Below are 20,636 nucleotides of genomic sequence, written 5' to 3' on the forward strand. Positions count from 1 at the left end.
CTCACCCCACAGGGGGGGCTGTCCCGGCAAGCGCCTCCCTTTAGCCAGAGGGACGCACGAGTTTCAAGAAGAGAAAAAGACCGACCAACCGGTCGGAAGTCCTTAGAGTTCCATTACTTAGCTTCGGCAACGCCTCGACTCACGCCTGAAGGCCCAACAGACGGGTCACCAGACGCTCGCCCTGGTTGACAGCTCGCAGGTAGTAGACGGCCTTCAAGATCTGCATCTCACGGGCGCTCAGATCACCGACCTTGCCCAGCTTATCCTGACGCTGGCGTGTCGCCTCGTACATGGAGAGCGCACCAGCCACCGAGATGTTGAAGCTCTGTACAAAGCCCCGCATCGGAATGATGCAGCGGTGATCGGCCGCTGCGGCGACCTCCTCGCAGACACCGTCACGTTCATTGCCCAGCACCAGCGCCGTGGGCCGGGTAAAATCGATGGTCTCCAGCGGCACTGCCGCCTCCAGATGCGTGGCCACCACCTGAAACCCCTGCGACTGAAGGTGCGTGACGCAGGCCGTTGGATCTTTCCAGGTCGTCAGATCCAGCCACTTATCGGCCCCCTGGGTCACCCGAGCAGAGACCTTCTTTACCGGCTGGGTGTCGATGATATGCGCGTTCAGCGCCCCGAGGCCCTCCGCGGTACGCAGAACCGCGGCGATATTGCCGGTATCAAAAATACCGTCGAGCACTGGTACGATCGACTTGCAGCGAGTCGTCACCACCTGATCGATGCGCTCGCGGCGTCGCTCCGAGATATGCGGAGCGAGCAGATCGAGGATCTCCTGCGACGTCATCCTAAGCTCCTCGGTCATCCCCAGGAGCGCTCCCACCTCGATCGGATCGTTATACCCAAACACGTGCTGGCCTCGCGTTTCGTGCCTTTCATGGATCGTGCGTGCGTCGTGCGCATCGCCCCACAGGCCGGATGCCCGCAGGGGCGCACCTTAGATCAGGGCCGCCACCGTGCCAACGATCGCGACGAGGATCGCCCGGCGCTAAAACTCACGCTTTCATAGCGTCGACTTGACGCGCCCCCCTGGCATGTGTATGCCTTGCAGTCCCTCTGCGTACCCATTTTTTGTGGGCACGTTTGGGTGCGCCCCGCTCCTTATCGCGATACGGCGCGCTCGCTATACCTTGTGTGAGCTTGTAAAGAGACTGTCATCAGGAGTCGCCCGTCCACCACGCATGATGGCCAATCATTGGACTTCAGCGGGCCTCCACTGAAAAAAATACACTAAGCAGGAGCGAATCATGCACGCTGTGATCCGTACGGGCGGTAAGCAGTACCGCGTCAAGCCGGGCGACGAGTTCAACATCGAGAAAATTGCCGACGCCGAAAAGGGCGGCACCATCACCTTCGACCAGGTTCTGGCCGTGGGCGAAGGTGACGACATCACCCTGGGTGCCCCGCTGGTCGAAGGCGCCACCGTGGTGGCCGACGTCGTTGTGGGCCACGGGCGTGCCCGCAAGGTCATCGTCTTCAAGAAGAAGCGTCGCAAGGGCTACCGCGTCAAGCGCGGCCATCGTCAGCCCTTTACTCGCATCAAGATCAAAGAAGTTAACGCCGGCTAAGGTGCCTTAAGCGCCCTTTCCCCCCCGGCCCTTCAAGGCTTAAAGGAGTTCGTCATGGCTCATAAAAAAGGTCAAGGTAGTTCGCGTAACGGTCGCGACTCCAACGCGCAACGCCGTGGTGTTAAGAAGTTCGGTGGTGAGCAGGTCGTCGCCGGCAACATCATCGTGCGCCAGCTGGGCACCAAGTTTCACCCGGGGCGTAACGTCGGTCTGGGCCGCGATTACACCCTCTTCGCCACCACCGACGGTGTGGTGAAGTTCGAGACCCGCGCCGGCAAGCGTAAGTTTGTCTCGGTGTACCCCATCGACGAAGCGGCCGCCGAATAAGGCAGCGCGCATCGCGGTGTGTCTTTGAAACGCCCCTGACGCCTGGTCTTACCGGGATGCCGGGGGCGTTTTGTTTTATCCACCTGTAGATTTCGGGAAAAGCATGTTCGTCGATGAAGCAAAGGTCGAGGTCAAGGCCGGGCGCGGGGGCGATGGCGCCCTGGCATTTCGCCGCGAGAAATATGTGCCGCGCGGCGGCCCCACCGGGGGCGATGGCGGCCGTGGTGGCTCGGTGATCGTGCGCGCAACCCACAACGCCAACACCCTGGCCGACTACCGCCACCGCCGCATGGTGCGCTCCGAGGATGGTCGCCCCGGAGGCGGCGACAACAAGACCGGGCGCAATGGCGAGGACGCCATCATTGACGTGCCCGTCGGCACGTTGATCCACGACGCCGGCACCGGTGAACTCCTGGCCGACCTGATGCGCGATGGCCAGGAAGTGGTGGTGGCCCGGGGGGGAGACGGCGGCCAGGGCAACGCCCGCTTTGCCACCTCCACCAACCGCGCGCCGCGTCGCCACACCCCCGGCTTCCCCGGGGAGGAGCGCATGCTTCGCCTGGAGCTCAAGCTCATCGCCGACGTGGGACTGGTGGGCTTTCCCTCGGTGGGCAAGTCCACGATCATCTCGATGATCTCCTCGGCGCGACCCAAGATCGCCGACTACCCCTTCACCACCATCGTCCCCAACCTGGGCGTGGTGAAGTGGAAGAACCTACGCGAGTTTGTGGTTGCGGATATCCCCGGCCTTATCGAAGGCGCCCACAGCGGCCAGGGTCTGGGCATTCAGTTTTTGCGCCACGTCGAGCGTACCAACCTCCTGGTGCACGTGCTTGAGGTCACGCCGCAGCTCGAAGGGCAGCCCGACGGGCGCGACCCCATCGGCGACTACGAGGTGATCGTGCGCGAGCTGGAGAAGTTCAACCCTGAGCTCTTGAACCGCCCGCAGATGGTGGTGCTCAACAAGATCGATCTGCCATACGTCGCCGAACGTGAAGAAGAGCTACGCGCCCACTTTGAAGACACGCTGGGCCTGCCCTTTATCGCGATCTCGGCCGCCGCAGCCCTTCACCTCGATGAGCTAAAAGACCGCCTTGGCGAGGCGATCGCCCAGGGCGGGTTCGGCGAAGAACTGGAGGACTGGGAGAAATGACCACGGCACACATCTTCTACATCCCGATCATGATCGCCGTCGGCATGCTCGCGGGATTCTTCCTGGGGCGACGAGCGGCCGAGGTCGAGGCCAAAGATCGTCGCAAGCGCCTGGCTCGCCGCAAGGCCATGGAGGCCCGGCGAGCACAGGCGAGCGCCGGGGATCCCCCGGCGGAGGGGGTAGCGGTGGTCGGTCAGGAATCCGGTGAGGGGAGCGCGCAAACCTGACTCGCGCCGCGCTCGGGCTTGAAGTATCGTGGACGGGTTCCACCATTAGCGAACTCTGGAAGCGAACCCCTTTGAGCCACATCACCGGAGCTTAAAGCATGATCGCAACGCCCGCTCGCACCGCCGCGCCCATCCGAGCGCTCGCCCTCCCCCTGATCGCCATCGCATCACTGGCTCTGATGACCGGTTGCCCACCAGAGCCCGTGGATGACGAGCCCGACACCGACCTTATTGAAGACGCCGGTCCCGACGTCGACCAGGAAGATGCCGACGCCCAACCGGATGCCGATACCGATGTCGGCGAGGACTTCGATCCCGACTTTGTTCAGATCGCCGAAATCGTCCGTACCACCTGCGCCGTCGCCACCTGCCACGGCTCCAGCCCGGGCGACACCGACCTGCTCTTTGGCGCCAGCGAATCAAACTTGAGCTATGCGCGCATCGCCGAGGTCTTCGCCGAGTATGAGTCAACCACCGGCGCGAAGTTGATCGTGCCCGGCGACGCTCAGGCCAGCTACCTGGTCACCGTGATCACCAGCGACGACATCGACATTGTGATGCCCTCGCCGCCCCTGCCGCCGCTGACCGAAGAACAGGTCGATCTCATCACGACCTGGATCAACGACGGGGCGAACTACCAATGATCAAGGCGGGGTCACCATCAGGGCCAGGGCGCACCGCGGCGCTGGGGGCTGCGCTCATCGGTGTGCTGGGCGCTTCGTTCGCCAGCGCTCCGGTGGCGGCCTCACCACCCGAGGTGCAGTCGACCTCGGTGGCTGTGGGTGTGGCGCTGGGCCAGCGCTTCATGTCTCTGACCCCACCCGGCCTCGATCACCGCGTGAGCGCCTGGCCTGGTGCCACGCTCGACCTGCGCCAGGTCCTGTGGCGCCCCGCCAGCCTGAACGCCGCCCTGGAACTCCGCCTCCAGGGCACTTACTTCCGGGGGACCTCCCAGGGGCGATCCTTTGATGCCCCCGATGGTCTGAGTTCCCAACGCTTTAGCACACAGGCCACCCTGGGGCTGACCCGCCCCTTGGGTCCCTTCCAGGTCACCCTGGGCACGGGCTTTAGCCTTGATGGCACCACTGTAACGGCCAACACCGAATACACCGGCCAACAGTATCTCGCTGTCCCGGTAGATCTGGTGCTTCGAGTCCCCTTTGGTACCGACTTCTATGGCGGCGTCCACCTCACCGCCCTGCCCGTGGTCGCCTACAACCAGTCAGCGACCACCCCGGATCATAACAGCTTTGGCGGCCGCGCCGCGCTGAGCGCGGGATGGCGGGCTACCGACGCCGGCATCACCGTAGAGCTGGCGTTGACCCACCAGCGCATGGTCACCTACCTCCCGCTCAACACCGGAGAGCGGGGCCTTTCGCTGGACGTGAACCAGCAGATGGCTGTGATGGTCGGCTGGAGCCGCTAAGTGGTCAGCGGTAGCGCCGGGTCTTTAAGAACGCAAAGCTCAACGAGGTCAGCAAGATCACCAACGTGACGGTGACCAAGACCCCCATGCTCTCGGGCAGATTGGTGCGGCGCCGGGGAACCTCTCCGACATAGACGCGCCCACTTTCGTTGAGCACCAGACGCCGCTGCCGGACATGCATATCGACCGGGCGATCGGCCCGAAGCGAAGCCTGCGGCGGCCAGACCAGCGGATGGCGTACCACTGTGGCACCGGCCTCATCAGGCCGCCTCACCCGGATGAGCTCGCTGGCGTGCGGAAGATCGGTGACGAGCAGCATCTCCTCGCGATCAAACCCCACCCCGGTAATCTCACCGGCGGACCAGGGCCCGGGAATCGTCGTCCAGCTCTGAGCATGATCGCGGCTCAACGCCACACGGCCGCCGTGGGTCATGACCAGCTCGGTCACCTCCCGCCAGGGAAGCCTTGCCAGGCGCAGCGGAGACTCCTGCTCGTTCTCCATATACGAGTACGACGACTGCCAGGTCTCGCCACCGTCGCTGGAGCGCCACAGCTGTGTAGGGCGGTTCGGCCCCAGCGGACGGGAGACCAAAAAGATGCGCCCTTCCTGCTCGGGAACGACCTCCGAGATCACCGATCCTTCCAGCGCGCTGCGAAACGCCTGCCCCAGACGTGCGCTCCGCCAGGACTCCCCTCCGTCATTGGAGAGCAGCGGGCCATGCTGATGCGACCAGGCGTACAACTGCTGACCGCCCGGACGCGCGGCCAAAGCCAGAATCGCCGCCCGGGGTAGCGCCACGCCTTCGAGATGCACCGGACGAAAGTTCACGTCATTGGCCTGTCCCAGCGGCGCGGCCTCTGAACTTCGGACCTGTCCGTTGAGATCGTGCATCAGCACGCTTCCACCAAAGGTGCCGCTGATCAGCTGATCGCTGCTCTCATTGACCAGAATCGCACTGGTCGCCCGATCATGAATCTGCTGCCAGCTCTCGCTCTCGAACCCGGGAAGGCTCCGAAAGAGCCCGGCATCGGTGCCAAGCAGCAGCTGCCCGCGAGCGTCAAACTCCACCGCGTAAATGCTAGCGCCCTTGAGCCCCTGATTCAGGCTGACCCAACTCTTACCTTCGTCCAGCGAGCGCCACACCCCCTGACCATCACTCGACGCCCACACCTCCCCGGGCTCCAGTCCCTGAGCCAGACCGGTGATACTGCGTCCATCGGGATCGCGGGGCTTGGCCTCCGCCCAACTCACTCCACCATCACCACTTCGCCAGATAGTGCCGCTATCACCGCCGATCAGCAGCGTGTAGGCCCCCGCACGTGCATCATCGGCAGCCGGCACCATCAAGAGCGTGCTGTTGCCTTCGGGTTCCAGGGAGTGGCGCACCACCTCGACCGGCTCCCAGAGCTCGTTGAGTCCGATGTTGCGGTAGAGACGCGCGCGATCCAGCAGGTAGATCACCTCCTGATCCGGCGAGGTCGCCAGCGCACGATCGATCGCCGCGACGCTGCTGATAAGCATCCATTCGTCGGCGTCGGCCACTCGTCGATACACGAGCAAACGATCACGCAACACGGTCAACAGCTCGTAAGAGCGATCCTCGGTCGCCGGCAGGTAGTTGCGAAGCGTCGCAGGCAGGTGTTGCCCGCGCGCACGCTCTTCCCCTTTGAGTTCGACGCCGGCCAGACTGATGCGTTGCCATCCCCGAGCGCTGATGTCACCGGGGCTCTCCGGTGCCCACCGCCACAGACTTTTGCCCTGGGTCAGATAAAGGTTGCCATCATCCGGGCTAAGCAGGCGCAGCCGGGGCGCCGTGTCCGCCCGAGCCACGCGAAGCTCTTCCAGGAGCCCGGAAGGCAGCGGAGCATTGAGCCAGCTGCGCCCCTTGTCCCGGCTGTACAGCAGACGCGTGTGTTGATTCGCCGAAGGCACCGCGACCAACCAGATCAGGTCGTCGACCGACGCGATGTAATTGCTGGCCTGAAACTGCCCACGCGCGCGCCCGGCCCAGACCCCATCAAAAAGTGCCTGACCGGCGCCCTGAAGACGTGAAGGCCAGCGCCCCTGAAACTCGCTCCAGCCGGGCTCCTGAGCTCCACGCACAAAGAGCGAACGCGTGCCCACCGCCACCATCTGCGCGTCGTCCCCTTCTCCCAGCCGCAGTACCGTAGCGACCGCGCCCCCCTCGGGCGCGCTGACCTCAGACAGAGGCACACGGGTTTGTTCGGTGGTGCAACCTCCCAGCGTACCGACGGAGAGCGTGGCACAGAGACCTATCGCCAACGACACCAAGATCCCCACGCCCGGGGAGGGCCCGCCATCAGCGAGCCGCCCCGCCCTTCTCCTACGCGTCAACCTCATTGAGGCGCCATCTCCAGGATGTTGAACTCCACCCTGCGGTTGAGCGCTCGCCCTTCGGCATTCTTATTGTCGGCGACCGGTCTCGACTGCCCATAACCCACCGCCTCAAGGCGACCGGCATCCACGCCCTTGCTCACCAGATAACTCTTCACCGAGTCAGCTCGCGCCTGACTCAGCGCCAGGTTTCGATCGGCGCGACCCACGCTATCGGTATGGCCTTCGACCCGCACCAGCTCAATGGCAGGAATACGCACCATCAGGTCGGCAACGTCATCAAGAATGCCGTAGCTCTCCTGGACAATGGTGGCGCTACCCGTCTCGAAGTTCACCTGCTCGGTGATAATGATCGCCCCCTGGCGCACCACCGCACGCTCGGGCTTGCTACGCGGAGGCTCGGGCTCCGGAGCCGGCCGCGGCGGGGTTCGCCGGGGCTCCACCGGCTTGTCGAGCAGCGCGGTGGCTTCTTCGGGATCGGGCTGCGGCTCAAGCTCAGGACAATCTTCGCGCTCCAGGCGCAACCGGCGTCCACGCTGGTTGAGATAGTCCGGATCGCAGGGATCGATCTCGGCTAGGAACGTGGGGCTGGCGTAGTCCACCTCCCACCATCCCCCGGTCACCCACTGGCCCCCCAGCCCCAGAAACGCGCGCCAGTTGGGCGAGCCGATGCCCTCGCTTAATCCGGCCCCCAGGCCTCCGGTCACCGTCCACCCCTCCGCCACGCGGTAGCGAAGAGCGCCTTTAATCTCGGCCGGAACCTCGCCAGAGGCGATGCCACTCAGCGGCGCCACCTTGTGGGCCACGCCCACAGCGCCGTTCACCTCGGCCAGAATATCCAGGTTTTCGGTCAGGAAGGGAGCATGCGCCGCGAATCCCCAGAGGATCTCGTTGCCGATGACGTTCTGACGAATCACGCGCTGACCGGGGCGATATCGAAACCCCAGGTTAGCCCCCAGACGAATCGCATCGAAGACCACATAATCGGCAGCGAGCAGCCCCTCGGCCCCCACGCCCCCATCGCCGGAGAGCGCCTGCTCGTCGCCCATCGGAATCGAAAGCGCACCGATGAGCGCCAACCCCACCTTCGATCGGTCAAGCCCCAGAATCTGATACTTGGCGGTGACTCGCCAGTCATTGAGCGCGCTGCGCGTCAGGTCGCTACTGCTGGACGACCCCGGGGGCAAAAGCGGCTGCAACTCCTCGCCGCGCTGCAGCACCGTCCAGGGCAACACAAGCCCGATCTCGGCACGATCCCAGAGCCCCACGCTCCCCATCAGATCGAGCTGGGCCTGATACGCCACGGTGCGACGCTCCGGCGAGTTGAGCGCAGCGATCTGCACCGGATCATCGGCGTAGTTAAAGTATCCGCCAACCTGCCATCCCAGGTGGGGAGCGACGGCGGTGCCGAACACTCCCAGATAGTCACCCACGCCAGGCGCGGGACGAAAGCGCTGCACCTGCAACGGCGGTAGCTCTGGCGCATCCTGCGCCACAGCCGGTGCCGCACTCATCATGGCTCCCACCAGAAGCCCCCACCCTGCCCAGCGCTTATTCATGCGCAAACCTCCCACACCAACACACATCAAAGAGAAAACGCAACGCTACCACGACTTCCATCAGATCGACACATCGCCACCTCCGGCCTGCAAACGTTTCAGCGCTCGGCGCACCTCATCGAGACGCTCCGGGGCAGGCTCAAGCCCCTCCACCAGCGCCAGAGCCTCGGCATAAAGGCCGCGCGCCGCGGCGCTCTCATCCAGGCGATCGCGGTACAGGTCCGCTGCCTCAGCCAACGCGTCGAAGCGTTGCGAAGCATCGAGCAACATCAACGCATAGGCCTCCAGATCGTGCGCCAGATCTGCCCACTTCTCCATCGCACGATCCAGCGCGATTCGACGCTCCAACGCCTCGACATGCTCAGGCCATAACTCAAACGCCATGCCCCAGAGACGCCATGCCGCATCGTCACGCTCCAGATTTGTTTCCACGATATGAGCGGCATCGGAGACGATCTGACTGGCGGGTACCGCCAGGGCCGGAGCGACCTCTTCGGGCTGAAGACGCATCATCGCCTTGATCGTGAGCCCCCCGGGCTTGCCAAGCAAAAGTCCCAACTCACGGGCGAGGCTCTCGACATACCCCATCCAGTCATCGAGTGCAGCCTGACAGGCTTTTACCCCTTCCAGCGCCATCGCATCACCCGGCGCGCTGGCCAGCACACGTTCGTAGTGGGTGCGAGCATCTTCGGGACGATTGAGGCGATGGAGGAGAAGTTCGGCAAGCTCACGCTCGGTCTCCACCGCATCGATGCCCCCACCGGCCACCTGCACCACCACGGCCAGATGCTTCGCGGCCACATCCCAACTCTGAGCGTCCAGCGCCATATCCGCCAGCAGACGGTGGGCGGCTTCATGACGCGGATCGCTCTCCAGCACCTGCTCCAGCCACTCCCGTGCGCTCTCGGCATCTTCCCGCTCATCCCAGATAAGCTGGGCGATGAGCAGACGGTAAGTCGTGGCCATTTCGGAGGATTCGGCCCCTTCCAGGCGCGCCTCCAGCAAACGCAGACGTGCAGCGACGTCCCCCTCCTCCTCGTAAATGGCCTCCAGCGCGTTGACCACACCGGCCGTCTTGCCCAGGCCCTGTGGGTCCGCATCACGCACCGCCTCTAAGTGCGCGCGCGCGCCACCGGCGTCCTCAAGCTCGTAGTAGAGCAGCTCCCCGAGCTCTCGCTGAAGCGCGAGACGCCGAGCGCTCCCGATCACCTCGCCACCATCAGCGCGGGTCAGCTCCACCACCGCGCGCAATGCTCTGGCCAGGCTCTCGGGCTCATCGCTGGCACGCGCTTCTTCAAGCTCGCTCAGCGCGAGCTGAACCGGATGCACATGCGGCGAAGTCGTAGGAGCCTGCTCCCGGACCATCCGATGAGGATCGGAGGCGTTGGGTGGTGCGATATCATCGATCTGCTCCACGCGCTCCTGCTCATCCTTCGCAAAAGAGGACGCCTTCGCCGCCGAATCAAAAGCCGCCCCTTCTGCTCCAGCATCTTCTGAACGCTGCAGAGTAAATCGCTGCGCGATTCCGCTGGCTTCCGGCGGCCGAACCCGAGCCTCGGGGGGGCGATCGCCGGCGGGCCGTGGCAGCACCACTTCAACTTTAGACGTCGGCTCCGGAGGAACATCGGAAGCGGCGCTCGGTGCGTCTTCGTCGGTCTGGACGCCACGAAGAATTTTGCCAAGCGCGCTCTCACGCTCCACCTCATCGACACGGGGCAAGGTCGCGGGCCGCTTGATCATCGACTCAAAACGCTTTCGGAACGCCCCCACCGGCGGCGCGTCTCCCGTCTCGGGTTCGGGCGCGTCGTCAGGCTCAACCTCCCGCTCGTCTTCGACCTCCGGCGCCTCCTCCACCAGACGATCGAGCATCGCGTCCAGCCGCTGATCCACCCCTTCGGCCGAGGCCTCATCTTCGGGCACATCCAGCGCACGGGCGCGTTCACGAGCTTCAGCGGCGGCCGCACGATCGCCTCGTTCCTGAGCCAGCACGGCGATCTGCAGCAGAAGCTCGCGCTGTGCCGCCGGCGAGGCTTCCAGCTCCGCCAGGCGAATCAGCACATTTTCGAGCAGACGTCCGACCTTATGGGAGCCGATCGGAGCCTCGGCCGCCACACCTTCGGCATCGACGATCTGGCTCAGCGCGTCGGCCGCGCCTTCCAGACTCACCCGCTCGGCCGGCATCAACTGCACCGCCTGAAGGTAGGCGCGCGCCGATTCGCGCCAGCGCGAAGCCTGCGCACAGGCGCGCCCCAACTCCACACCAAGCTCCCAGCGCACCCGATGCTCGGTGGTACGAGTCAGCAACTCTTCAAGCGCCTCGCGCAGCGTCTCGTAACGACGATGACGACTGAGCAGCTCCACCAGCGTCGCGCGAAGCTCGACTCGCCCGACATCCTCCCGAAGCGCCAACCTCAGCTGCTCCTGAGCATCTTCCACAAGCCCCAGCGACGCGTAGAGCTCGGCCAACTCCTGGAGAAGCTCGATCCGCCGCTCGGAGGAATCGGCCCCCGCAATCAAAGCACGGTAGAGACCGATGAGTTCCTCGGGCTGACCGGCCTGACGCAGGTAATCGATCATCCAGTGACGGGCCGGATCGTCGGTCGGATCAAGCTCCAGCACCCGACGCATTTGACTGGCAGCCGCCTCCCAGCGCTGCCGGCGCTCGTAGACCTCCCCGAGACGCCGGTACGTACGAATCAACGCCTGGCAGCGCTCCGCCTCCACCTCGGTGCCCCGGGACACCTCCCAGGCCCGCTCGCGCATCGGCAACAACTCCGACCAGTAGCCGGTGGCCTCCTCATCGCGTTCCAGCACCTCGCACATCGCGCCGGCCCACTCCAGCGGCTCGGTGCGATCCTCGTCGAACTGCCCATCCTCCGCCGAGGCTAAACCAAGGGCGCGCCGAAAGCTCAAAAGTGCCTGATTGGCATCTTCCAGTTCCTCAAACCAGATCTGCCCCACCCGCTGATAGAGACGGCTGGCGCGCCGATGTTCCCCTTCGGCCTGAGCCGCCCGCGCCGCCGAACCAAACGCCTTGAGCGCGCGCAAGGGTTCCCCGCCCAAAACGTAACTCTCTCCCAGAATATGCAGCGCTTCCAACTCGCCAGGATCCAGACGAAGCACGCGCTCCAGATACATGCGCGACTCAGCCAGATCTCCCTGTCGATCCATCAGGTGGCGCGCCAACTTCAGGTACGTGTCCTTAAGCGTTTGCCGATCGCTGTAGACGCCGGTCAGCCGTTTGAGTGTCTCTTCCAGCCCCGCGCGCTCCCCGAGACGCTCATACATCTGGCTCAAGAGTTCGAGCGCCGGGCGATTTCTCGGGTCCAGACGCAACACCTCACGTAAGCGCTCCGCACAGCGCTCCGGGGCATCCGAGGCCAGTCGCCGGGCAATGGCTAGCTCGCAGAGCACCCAGTCGCGCGTCTCCTGACGCTCACGCAGGCGCTGAGAGAGCGTCTCGTACGCCTCCACAACCCTGGCATCATCTCGCCCGGATGCCAGCGCCAAATTAGGCCCCACCAGCGCCGCCGCCAGATCTCCCTCATCCACCGCCACCAGTTCGCGTCGCAGCGACTCCGCCTCGGCCAGATGCGAAGGCGTCGGCTCCGCCACCAGACAATCGAGCTGACGCGCCACAAGCTCCGGGTGCAACCCGTAAAGATCCCGATAACTCGCAAGCAACGCGATGGCCTGGCGCACCTGGCCGTCGAAAAGGGCCTGGTCCGCGTGCGAAAAAAGCTCCTTCGCCTCGTACGACGCCAGCGCACGGGTCCCCTCGGTGCTGGCCACCAATCCCCGAGCTTCGCGGCGTTGCTCGGCCGGCGCGTCTTCCGAAATTGCCCGAATCGTCAACACGCCGGGGCGCACCCGGGCACTCTCCAACACCACACCGGAGAGGTTAGGGAGCTTCCACCCCACACGAGGAAACACATGCAAAAACAACAACTTAAGCGGACGAAAAATCACAATATCGCCCGCCAAACCCACAGTAAAACTTCGCCCTCGCCCCGGCGAACGCAGCCGTGGCGCGTTCAACAGGCTTGTCAGTAGTTCATACGCCACCAGTCGCGCCGGATAAGGCAAAGGACCGTACGCACGGTAGTCATAAAGCGAGAGATGCACTTCATCGGCGCGGGCGGGCTCCGGGGGAATCAGTGCTGCCCGAAAGCTCAGATAGCTGTCAGCCCCGAACGCTTTGAGACGCAGACTGATATGCGCGGCGTCTTCCAGAAAACGTACCTGAAGCTCTTCAAATCCCTCGAGCTGTGCGGCCGCCTCGCTCAAAAGATCGCCCAGCCCCACTTCCGAGATCGCGAACTCCGCCTCGCGCACCCAGGCCCGGGTGTGGCGAAATCGATCCAGACCCGCCCGCGCATCAAAGGGGAACTTCAGGTCCGGGATCTCCATGCGCAGCGACTCCAGCGTAATCCAATCGCTGATCGGCTGGCGCTCTGCCCACAGGTAGCCTCGCCCGAACATAAAATCGAGCGCCAGCCCCAGAGGGTTGTTGGCATCCTGTTGTGAGCGGGTGGCTTTCATCGACGTCTTCTTCTCAACTTCGGGACCCCTCGGGTCCCTCCTCGATCTCACGCTCCAGCGCTTCGATCGCTCGACGGGCCCGACATACTCCGGCGCGATCATCGCGTGAAAGCGCCAGCAGCTCAATATCCTTCCAGGCCAGCTGGCGCACCTGCGGCGGCGCCGTACCGGTGGCGACCTTCCGAAAAAAGCGCAACGCAGCCCCGGCCCGACCTTGTAGCACCTCACAACGCCCCAGCCCGTAGCAGGACAACGCGTCATAAGGCGTCGGGCTGCTGCGACGCGCCCGACGAAACCCGTCAGAAGCCCGCTCCACATCACCATGCATCAGAGCGGCCATCGCCTCAAAAAATTCGCCCCGTTCACCACACGCCCCCTCCTCAAGCCCCCGCTCCACACGCTCCAGCACTCTGCGCCCGATGAACCCGCGTTTATCCTCATCCATCAATGCCTCCTCATTTCCGGCACAGACTTCGGTTCACGACGACCGATGCGGTCGAACCCTGTGGCCCCTCCTTAAATGCGCCTACACCGCGAAACCATCTTCTGCTGCGCTCGAAACAAAAGCGGCGGCGCGTCTGGTCAACGTCACCGCCGCTCTTATGAACGCGTCAAACCCGTGCTTAGAAAGGAATGTCGTCGTCATTAAACGACTGATCGAAGCTCGACTCCGCAGCAACGGGACCACGATCGGCGTCGGTATAGGCCGGAGGCCCATCGGAGCGGCCCCCGGACGCGCCGCTGCTCAAGAACTGCACGGTCATCGCCACGATCTCGGTGGTCGAGCGCTTGTTGCCATCGCGATCTTCCCAGTCACGCGTCTGAAGGCGCCCTTCCACAAAGACCTGGCGACCTTTGCTCAGGTACTTCCCGCAGTTCTCGGCCTGCTTGCCAAACACCACCACGCGGTGCCACTCGGTTCGCTCCTGACGCTGCCCCGACTTATCCACCCAGCTCTCGTTGGTAGCCACGTTGAAGTTCGTCACCGCTGCGCCGCTCTGCGTATATCGCACCTCGGGATCCGAACCCAGATTCCCGATGATCATCGCCTTGTTCAAGCTCATACTCTGCCTCCGTAGGTCTCGTCGTAGGGCCCCATGGGCCTCTCGTTGGCCTCTTCTATCTCAGCAAGCTCGCCCTTCCAAGGCTCTGCTTGCTCTCTGCGCTCTCGCCATGACGCCGCCCAACAGAACACATCTGACGCCTGGCACCAACTCCCCCCGGCGATGCTGCCCCGGGCTGGCTTCTCTGTTATCGTGCGCCCCCGGCGACTTTTGCCTGCTGCCGGGATTTTTTTCGTCAGGCAACTTTTTACTCGCCGCCACGGCCAACGTGTCCAGCTTGTACACCTGAACAAATAATGGGTAATCCCGCAAGTCTGGGGGTCCAGTACGTATGAGTTTTCTTGATAAAATAGGCGCGCGCGTCGGTGACTTCCTCGGTGAGGTGCTCTTGCCGGAGGATGTACGCCTGCTCCATGAGCGGGCACGTGAGGCGATGGACCGCCAGGAATATGTGCGTGCGCAACACCTTCTGGACGAGGCGCTGCGCCGCCGTCCTGACATTGAGCGCACGCACCACCTGATGGGGCTTTGTCTGGCGCACCGCCAGGAGTATAGCGCGGCGATCGCGGCCTTTGAGCGAGCACTCCATCTGCGCGAAGAGCCCTCCACGCATCTGCATCTCGGGCTGACCCTTGAACGCCTGGCTCGCAACCGCGAGGCTCAGCTTCAATTTCAGCGTGCGCTGAGCTCCGGCGAAGAGCTCCCTTTTGCCTTCGATCTGCACTTCGGGCTGGGGCGAGTTTTTCTGGAACAGGGGCGCCCCGATAAAGCCGCGCGTGAACTTCGGAGGGCGTTGCGACTGGCCCCCGACCAGACCGAAGCAAGTGTGGTGCTGGCACGCGCACTCACCGCTCAAGGCAAACACAACGAGGCCTCCGAGCTTCTTGCCGCCCTTCCAGACACCTCCCACTCCCTGGAGTACCTGATGGTGCTTGGCGACATCGCCGCCCATCAGGACCATCCGGCCCGAGCAGCTGACGCCTTCGAGCAGGTCCTCGATCGCGAACCCAATCATAGCAATGCGCTTCTGGGAGCAGCCCGCGCGCATCTGGCCATGCACCAGCCTGCCCGCGCTCACCCCCTCTTGCTACGCGCCTGCTCCCTTCCCGAAGGCCAGAATAACGCGGAGATCCACAGCCTCATCGCCCGCACTTACGCACAGGTCGGCGACCATGAGCGTGCGCTCGCGAGTTTTGAAGCGGCCCTGGAACGCGACCCAACTCGTGTGGAGGCACACCGGGGAGCCGGCAAGAGCGCCCTGGAGCTAAAGCGCTACGAACGTGCCAGAGAGCACTTCGAAATGGCGCTCGCTCACGGCGACGCGGAACGCAAAGAACGACCCGAGCAACGCGCCGAGCTTCTCTACGGGCTGGGGCGTTGTCGGCTCCACACCGGTGATCTCCTTGGCGCGCGTCATCTTCTCGACGAAGCGCTCTTACTCAGTACGCACCACCGCGCATCCTACCTTCATGCGCTGGCCGAGGTGGCGCTTCAACTCGGTGATGCTGCCGAGGCGGTGATCACTCTGGACAACGCCTTACGCGCACACCCCACCTCCGCGCTCCGAGAGACCCTGGAGTATACCCGCACAGAAGCGCTCCGAGTTCTCCGCCCCTCCTGGCAACCTCCCTCCGACACCTCCAGTGCCGCCGAACTCGTGGCCGCCCTCGAGGCCCTGCTTCACACCTACGCCGCCGATGCTCGCCTCGCCACACGAAGCGCCCGGCTGCGCGAGCTTCTCGACCATCTCAACGCCCCGCTCTCGGTGGCGATCGTGGGCGAATTCAACGCCGGCAAATCGACCCTGGTCAACGCGTTGTTGGGTGAGGAAGTCGTACCCATGGGCGTCCTCCCCACCACCGCCCACGCCTGCATCATGCGCTACGGCCCCCGCGCCGGCGCTCGCATCGTCTACGAAGACGGGCACCAACGCGACGTTGACTTCGACGGCGCCCGCGAGCACATGCGCCGGGAACCCGAAGCGATCGCGCGTCTGGACTACGCCTACCCCCACCCCGAGCTCCGCTCGCTCAACTTCTGGGACACCCCCGGCTTTAACGCTCTGGACCCTCGCCACGAAACCCTTGCCGAAGACGCGCTGAGTCAGGCGGAAGCCATCATCTGGCTTTTGGACGCCAACCAGGCCCTCTCCGACACCGAGTTCGAACGTCTGGAGAGCATCCCTCGCGCCTCCGAACGCCTGCTGATCGTGCTCAATAAAATCGATCGACTGGGCCCTGAAGGCGCGCGCCAGGAGGCACTTGACGAGATCATCGAGCATATCGAAGACCACGTCGGTGACGACTCCCTGGGGATCTTCCCCATCTCGGCCCTCGAAGCCCTGCGGGCTCGAAGCTCCACCACGACAATACCGCCGGCATTTGAAGCACTCCTCGACATCATCGATCGACGCCTGGTGCAACGCTCAACCCAGATCAAAGTCTCGGCCGCCCACGCCGCGCTTCGAGAGTGGCTCGACGAACTCGAGCACTTTAGGAGCCAGCTCGATCAGGACTATGCCGCCCATGAGCGCACCCTTGAGGAACTCCGCACCGCCCTGGCCCGACGCGCGCCCTCCCCGACCACCCGCGCCGCGTCCGTGGCCGAAGCGCTCATCGATCAGCTCGATTTTGTCGTCGTCGGCATCGAGCGCGAATTCAGCGAAGCCCTGCGCCCCGGTGGTCGTATCTTTACGCGCCAGCGCCTCGAAGATGAAGATCGAGACTTCATCACCGAACTCTTCAGCCAACGCGTAGACGACCTCCTCGATCGCACCATGGGCCGCCTCCTTCAGGACATCGAAGCACGCGAAAGCACCATCGCCGCCGACATCACCCCGCTGCTCGCGAGCCTCAACCTCTCCGAGGCACGCGCGCTACGCCGCCGCCTTGACGGGTTCTTCGACACGTCTCGCGCACTCAAGCTGGCGCTTCGCGATCGCGTCTTTGGTCAGTGGCGCGCGCGCACCCAGGGGCAGCTGCGTGCCGCCAACGCTACGGTCTTCGACGCGCTTGTAGAACTCCCTGCCGAAGACGTGGCCCTGCGACGCGATAAACTCCGCGAACTCATCCCCCGCGTCGACCAGCGATTTACCGCCCCGCTGACCGATTGGCTGGAGGAATTTTCTCTTGCCGAAGCACGCTTTTGCGATAGGCTCCGGCGCGATCTTGCCGCGTTGCGGCTTGAGGCATCTCACCGCTACAACCTGACCTCTTCGGCCTCATCCCCATGACCTTCCCAACTGCTGCGACGCGCACCCTGGTCTTTCTCTCTACCTGCGTGTTCCTCGCCATGGCGAGCTGCGCCGATGAAGCCAACGAGCCCGCCTCCGACGATGCCGGCTCCGATGCCACCCAGGCTCAAACGAGCGATGAGCAGGCCATGGCGCCCCTCGACTTCGAGAGCGCCGAGCCCGCCGAAGAGCACGTGGCCACGTCGACGAAACGTGGAACGATTGCGGCTCTGCCTCCCCTCTCAGTCGAGTCCTTTTTACCGCGGGCCGACGTCCAGGAGTTCATCCCCGATACGCCGCTCGACATCGCGCCTCTGCCCGGTCAACGCGTTGGCGCCGACTATAACGCCCTCCGCTACTCCCCACGTGAAGCCAATGCTTTTGGCATCGCGCTTCAGGTCTGGCGCACAGACACACCCGAAGCGGCTCGCGAGCGCGTCGAGACGATGCGCGAGCAATTCCTCAACACTGCCGAGCTCTCCGAGAGCTCACATAGCGATGCCGCCTTCACCTCTGAACGCGCGGGCATTCGCACGATCGTCTTCCCCTCTGCTGAACGTTCCTACGCGTTTGCCTTAAGTTGTGGGCTGGATCATTGCCGCAACTGGCGTCCGCTGATCAAACTCAGCGAAACGATCGCCTCGCGACAATAATCTCTTTAAAATCAAGCACCTGAAAGACGCGCAAAAGACCTGTTCAGCCCTGATGTGCGTCGAGATGTTCCAGGATCAGCGCACTCACTTCCTCAGCCTTATCTCGCTGCACCCAGTGGCTCGCGCCCTCCACACGCCGCACCTCCGAGCGCGCGCCGTACGCCAGCGAGGGCGCAATCAGACTCTGGTGCAGCGCGCTGTCTTTGGTGCCCCAGATCAATCGCAGCGGCACGTCGACCAGGGCTACCTTCGGCTCCCGCAACGAGAGCCCTGCGGCCCGATACCAGCTCAACATCGCCGTCAATGCTCCCGGCTGCGCCCAGACCTTCTGATACAGCGCGACCTCATCACGCGAAAAGGCCCCCCGGCGCGCTTCGCCCACCAGCGCGCCCCGCAACGCCCTGAAATGTCGGGCTGAAAGAAGACGCTCGGCCAGCCCCGGCACCTGAAAAAGCACCATGTACCAGCTGCGCCAGAACTGATTGGGATTGGACCACAACGCCCGGGCCAACACCCTCAGTGGCGGACAATTCAGCACGCACGCCGAGTAAAGACGATCGGGGCGATGCTCCGCCAACCACCAGGTCAGCGCCCCACCCCAGTCATGCCCTACAATATGGGCTCGCTCTACGCCGATCGCCTCCAGAATCCCCAGCACATCATCGGCCAGCGCCTCCAGACGATAGTCCGAAGTGCTCCGGGGCTTATCACTGCGATCGTAGCCGCGCTGGTTCGGGGCAATCACCCGGTATCCGGCCGTAGCCAACGCTTCGATCTGACGCGCCCACCCCATCCAGGTGTCCGGAAAACCGTGCAATAAGAGCACGACCGGACCATCTTCGGGGCCCGCCACCGCCACGTGCAGCTCCACCTCCGGACCGGTGTAGGCATAGAAGCTCACGTGCTCCTCCAGCCCCACCGCGCGGGCCTGATCACGGTAGTAGTTTCGATTCGCGTGCAGAATCAACGTATTAAAAAGCGGCTTCATAAGGTCTCACAGAGCATCAAGAGCAACCCGGGCACCATCGCCTATCGCGGCGAGCCACTCTAACGAGGAGGCCTTACAGAGCAAAGCCGACGGCGCGGTTGCCGGCGGCTTTACGGATCTCTGCGGAAGTTCCCTGCGCTCATCCAGGGGGTTCAGCCGGCGGCTTCCAGCTCCCCGGACGCCCGCATCGCCAGGAGAATCTCGCGGGCGCGATGCACTTTGATCTCCCCATCCTCAATCAGACGCTCCACCACCCGATCGAGCTCTTCGGGTTTGGCTCCGGCGGTCGCTGCCACACTGCGAGCATGCAGCGACATATGCCCCCGCTGAATGCCCTCGGTCGCCAGCGCCTTGAGCGCCCCCATATTCTGGGCCAGTCCCACCGCCCCCATCACCTCGGCCAGCTCCGCAGCGCCTTCGATACGAAGGATCTTGTGCGCCAGCTGCACCGTCGGGTGCAGGCGAATCGGTCCCCCGACCGTGCCCACCTGAATCGGGATCTCCAACACGCCCACCAGCGCCTCGCCCTCAATGCGCCAGATCGCCATGGGGCGGTAGCGACCGTCGCGCGCGCAATACGCATGGGCCCCGGCCTCCAGCGCGCGCCAGTCGTTCCCGGTCGCGATGCACACCGCACCGATGCCGTTCATGATGCCTTTGTTGTGGGTCGCCGCCCGGTAGGGGTCGACCTCGGCGAACTCACTGGCCAACACGATGCCCTCGGCCACCTCGCGTCCGCTGAACTCCTTCCAGGCCAGCTCGCTAAAGGGTATCCGGCAACTCGCCCGTACTTTGCGCCGATCGGCCAGGTTGCTCAGAATGCGCAAAAAGACGCGACCGCCGCTGAGCTCCTCGATGCGCGGAGCCATCCCCTCGGCCACCGAGTTGATCGCGTTGGCCCCCATCGCATCGCAGCAGTCAATGAACAGGTGCACCACCAGCATCCGCTGGTAATTCCCCTCATCGATCAGGCGCACCTCCAGACCGGTGACGCCGCCGCCACGCGCCGCCATATTGGGCTGAAGCGCATTGGCCGCCGCCACCAGCTCGTCGCGATGCGCTTCGATGGCCGCCCGCGCGGCCTCCCAATCTTCGCAGCCCACCACCTGCACCTGGCCGATCATCACGTTGCCTTCGGCGCGGGCTTCAAACCCTCCCGCACCACGCGCGATCTTGGCCACATGGCTCACCGCTGCGATGATGCTCGGCTCTTCCACGGCCATCGGCACCAGATAGTCCCGACCGTTGACCTTAAAGTTCAGCCCCAGGCCCAGCGGCAGCTCCAACACGCCGATGGCATTTTCCACCATCTGGTTGGCCATCTGCGCATCAAGTCCGCCACCGTGACTGCGCAGCAGCGCGGCATCCTGAGCATCGATCACGCCGCGCTCCACCAGAAGATCGACCCGCTCTCGGGTGCTCATCCGATAAAACCCGGCGATGCGGCTGCTGGGCCGCTCGCTCTCATCGTGGTGTTTCACTTCGCTATCACGTTGCTGCTGGCGAGTCTCCAACATCGCTCGCTCCCA

16 protein-coding genes are annotated in these 20,636 nt (G+C 64.1%); 8 read left to right on the forward strand and 8 right to left on the reverse strand.

Annotated elements, in window-relative coordinates:
• Positions 1 to 139: 139 nt before the first annotated feature.
• A complete protein-coding gene (locus tag DL240_RS11430; protein ID WP_199589799.1) occupies positions 140 to 799 on the reverse strand; it encodes a TrmH family RNA methyltransferase in 660 nt (219 codons plus the stop codon).
• 460 nt (positions 800 to 1,259) lie between these two features.
• Between DL240_RS11430 and rplU the strand changes: the two genes are divergently transcribed.
• The 6 genes from rplU (at position 1,260) to DL240_RS11460 (ending at position 4,713) form a co-directional block, all read left to right on the forward strand.
• Positions 1,260 to 1,580 carry a 50S ribosomal protein L21 gene (gene rplU, locus DL240_RS11435; protein WP_111730024.1) on the forward strand — a complete coding sequence of 107 codons (321 nt, stop codon included), beginning with the start codon at positions 1,260 to 1,262 and terminating at the stop codon, positions 1,578 to 1,580.
• 54 nt (positions 1,581 to 1,634) lie between these two features.
• Positions 1,635 to 1,907, forward strand: a complete 273-nt coding sequence (gene rpmA, locus DL240_RS11440) for a 50S ribosomal protein L27 (protein WP_111730025.1) — start codon at positions 1,635 to 1,637, stop codon at positions 1,905 to 1,907.
• Positions 1,908 to 2,010: 103 nt separating this feature from the next.
• Positions 2,011 to 3,060: a GTPase ObgE gene (gene obgE, locus DL240_RS11445; RefSeq protein ID WP_111730026.1), complete on the forward strand. Its 1,050-nt coding sequence runs from the start codon at positions 2,011 to 2,013 to the stop codon at positions 3,058 to 3,060.
• The gene (locus DL240_RS11450) at positions 3,057 to 3,287 is read left to right on the forward strand and encodes a hypothetical protein (RefSeq protein WP_111730027.1); all 231 of its coding nucleotides are present in this window, start codon (positions 3,057 to 3,059) and stop codon (positions 3,285 to 3,287) included. Before obgE ends, DL240_RS11450 begins: the two co-directional genes overlap by 4 nt.
• A 98-nt stretch (positions 3,288 to 3,385) precedes the next feature.
• Positions 3,386 to 3,931, forward strand: a complete 546-nt coding sequence (locus DL240_RS11455) for a c-type cytochrome domain-containing protein (RefSeq protein ID WP_111730028.1) — start codon at positions 3,386 to 3,388, stop codon at positions 3,929 to 3,931.
• Complete coding sequence (locus DL240_RS11460; RefSeq protein WP_111730029.1) at positions 3,928 to 4,713, forward strand: hypothetical protein; 786 nt, start codon at positions 3,928 to 3,930, stop codon at positions 4,711 to 4,713. Before DL240_RS11455 ends, DL240_RS11460 begins: the two co-directional genes overlap by 4 nt.
• A 4-nt stretch (positions 4,714 to 4,717) precedes the next feature.
• Here the strand turns inward: DL240_RS11460 and DL240_RS11465 are convergent, their stop codons facing one another.
• The 5 genes from DL240_RS11465 to DL240_RS11485 form a co-directional block, all read right to left on the reverse strand.
• A complete protein-coding gene (locus DL240_RS11465; RefSeq protein ID WP_146618256.1) occupies positions 4,718 to 7,003 on the reverse strand; it encodes a sialidase family protein in 2,286 nt (761 codons plus the stop codon).
• A 68-nt stretch (positions 7,004 to 7,071) separates the two neighbouring features.
• Positions 7,072 to 8,628, reverse strand: coding sequence for an OmpA family protein (locus DL240_RS11470; protein WP_158542503.1), 1,557 nt, complete (start codon positions 8,626 to 8,628; stop codon positions 7,072 to 7,074).
• A gap of 60 nt (positions 8,629 to 8,688) precedes the next feature.
• Positions 8,689 to 13,170, reverse strand: coding sequence for a tetratricopeptide repeat protein (locus DL240_RS11475; RefSeq protein WP_111730032.1), 4,482 nt, complete (start codon positions 13,168 to 13,170; stop codon positions 8,689 to 8,691).
• Positions 13,171 to 13,183: 13 nt separating this feature from the next.
• A complete protein-coding gene (locus DL240_RS11480; RefSeq protein ID WP_111730033.1) occupies positions 13,184 to 13,615 on the reverse strand; it encodes a hypothetical protein in 432 nt (143 codons plus the stop codon).
• Between the two features lie 178 nt (positions 13,616 to 13,793).
• A complete protein-coding gene (locus DL240_RS11485) occupies positions 13,794 to 14,234 on the reverse strand; it encodes a single-stranded DNA-binding protein (RefSeq protein ID WP_111730034.1) in 441 nt (146 codons plus the stop codon).
• 331 nt (positions 14,235 to 14,565) lie between these two features.
• Between DL240_RS11485 and DL240_RS11490 the strand changes: the two genes are divergently transcribed.
• Entirely contained in the window at positions 14,566 to 17,466 is a 2,901-nt protein-coding gene (locus tag DL240_RS11490; protein WP_111730035.1) for a tetratricopeptide repeat protein, read from the forward strand.
• Entirely contained in the window at positions 17,463 to 18,119 is a 657-nt protein-coding gene (locus tag DL240_RS11495; protein WP_111730036.1) for a hypothetical protein, read from the forward strand. The genes DL240_RS11490 and DL240_RS11495 overlap by 4 nt, the downstream gene beginning before the upstream one ends.
• Before the next feature lie 43 nt (positions 18,120 to 18,162).
• On the opposite strand, the gene DL240_RS11500 is transcribed toward DL240_RS11495, so the two are convergent.
• Positions 18,163 to 19,107, reverse strand: a complete 945-nt coding sequence (locus DL240_RS11500; protein ID WP_111730037.1) for an alpha/beta fold hydrolase — start codon at positions 19,105 to 19,107, stop codon at positions 18,163 to 18,165.
• Positions 19,108 to 19,259: 152 nt separating this feature from the next.
• Positions 19,260 to 20,624, reverse strand: a complete 1,365-nt coding sequence (locus tag DL240_RS11505; RefSeq protein ID WP_111730038.1) for a hydroxymethylglutaryl-CoA reductase, degradative — start codon at positions 20,622 to 20,624, stop codon at positions 19,260 to 19,262.
• Between the last annotated feature and the right edge of the window lie 12 nt (positions 20,625 to 20,636).

The organism is Lujinxingia litoralis, assembly GCF_003260125.1.
Taxonomy (GTDB): domain Bacteria; phylum Myxococcota_A; class Bradymonadia; order Bradymonadales; family Bradymonadaceae; genus Lujinxingia; species Lujinxingia litoralis.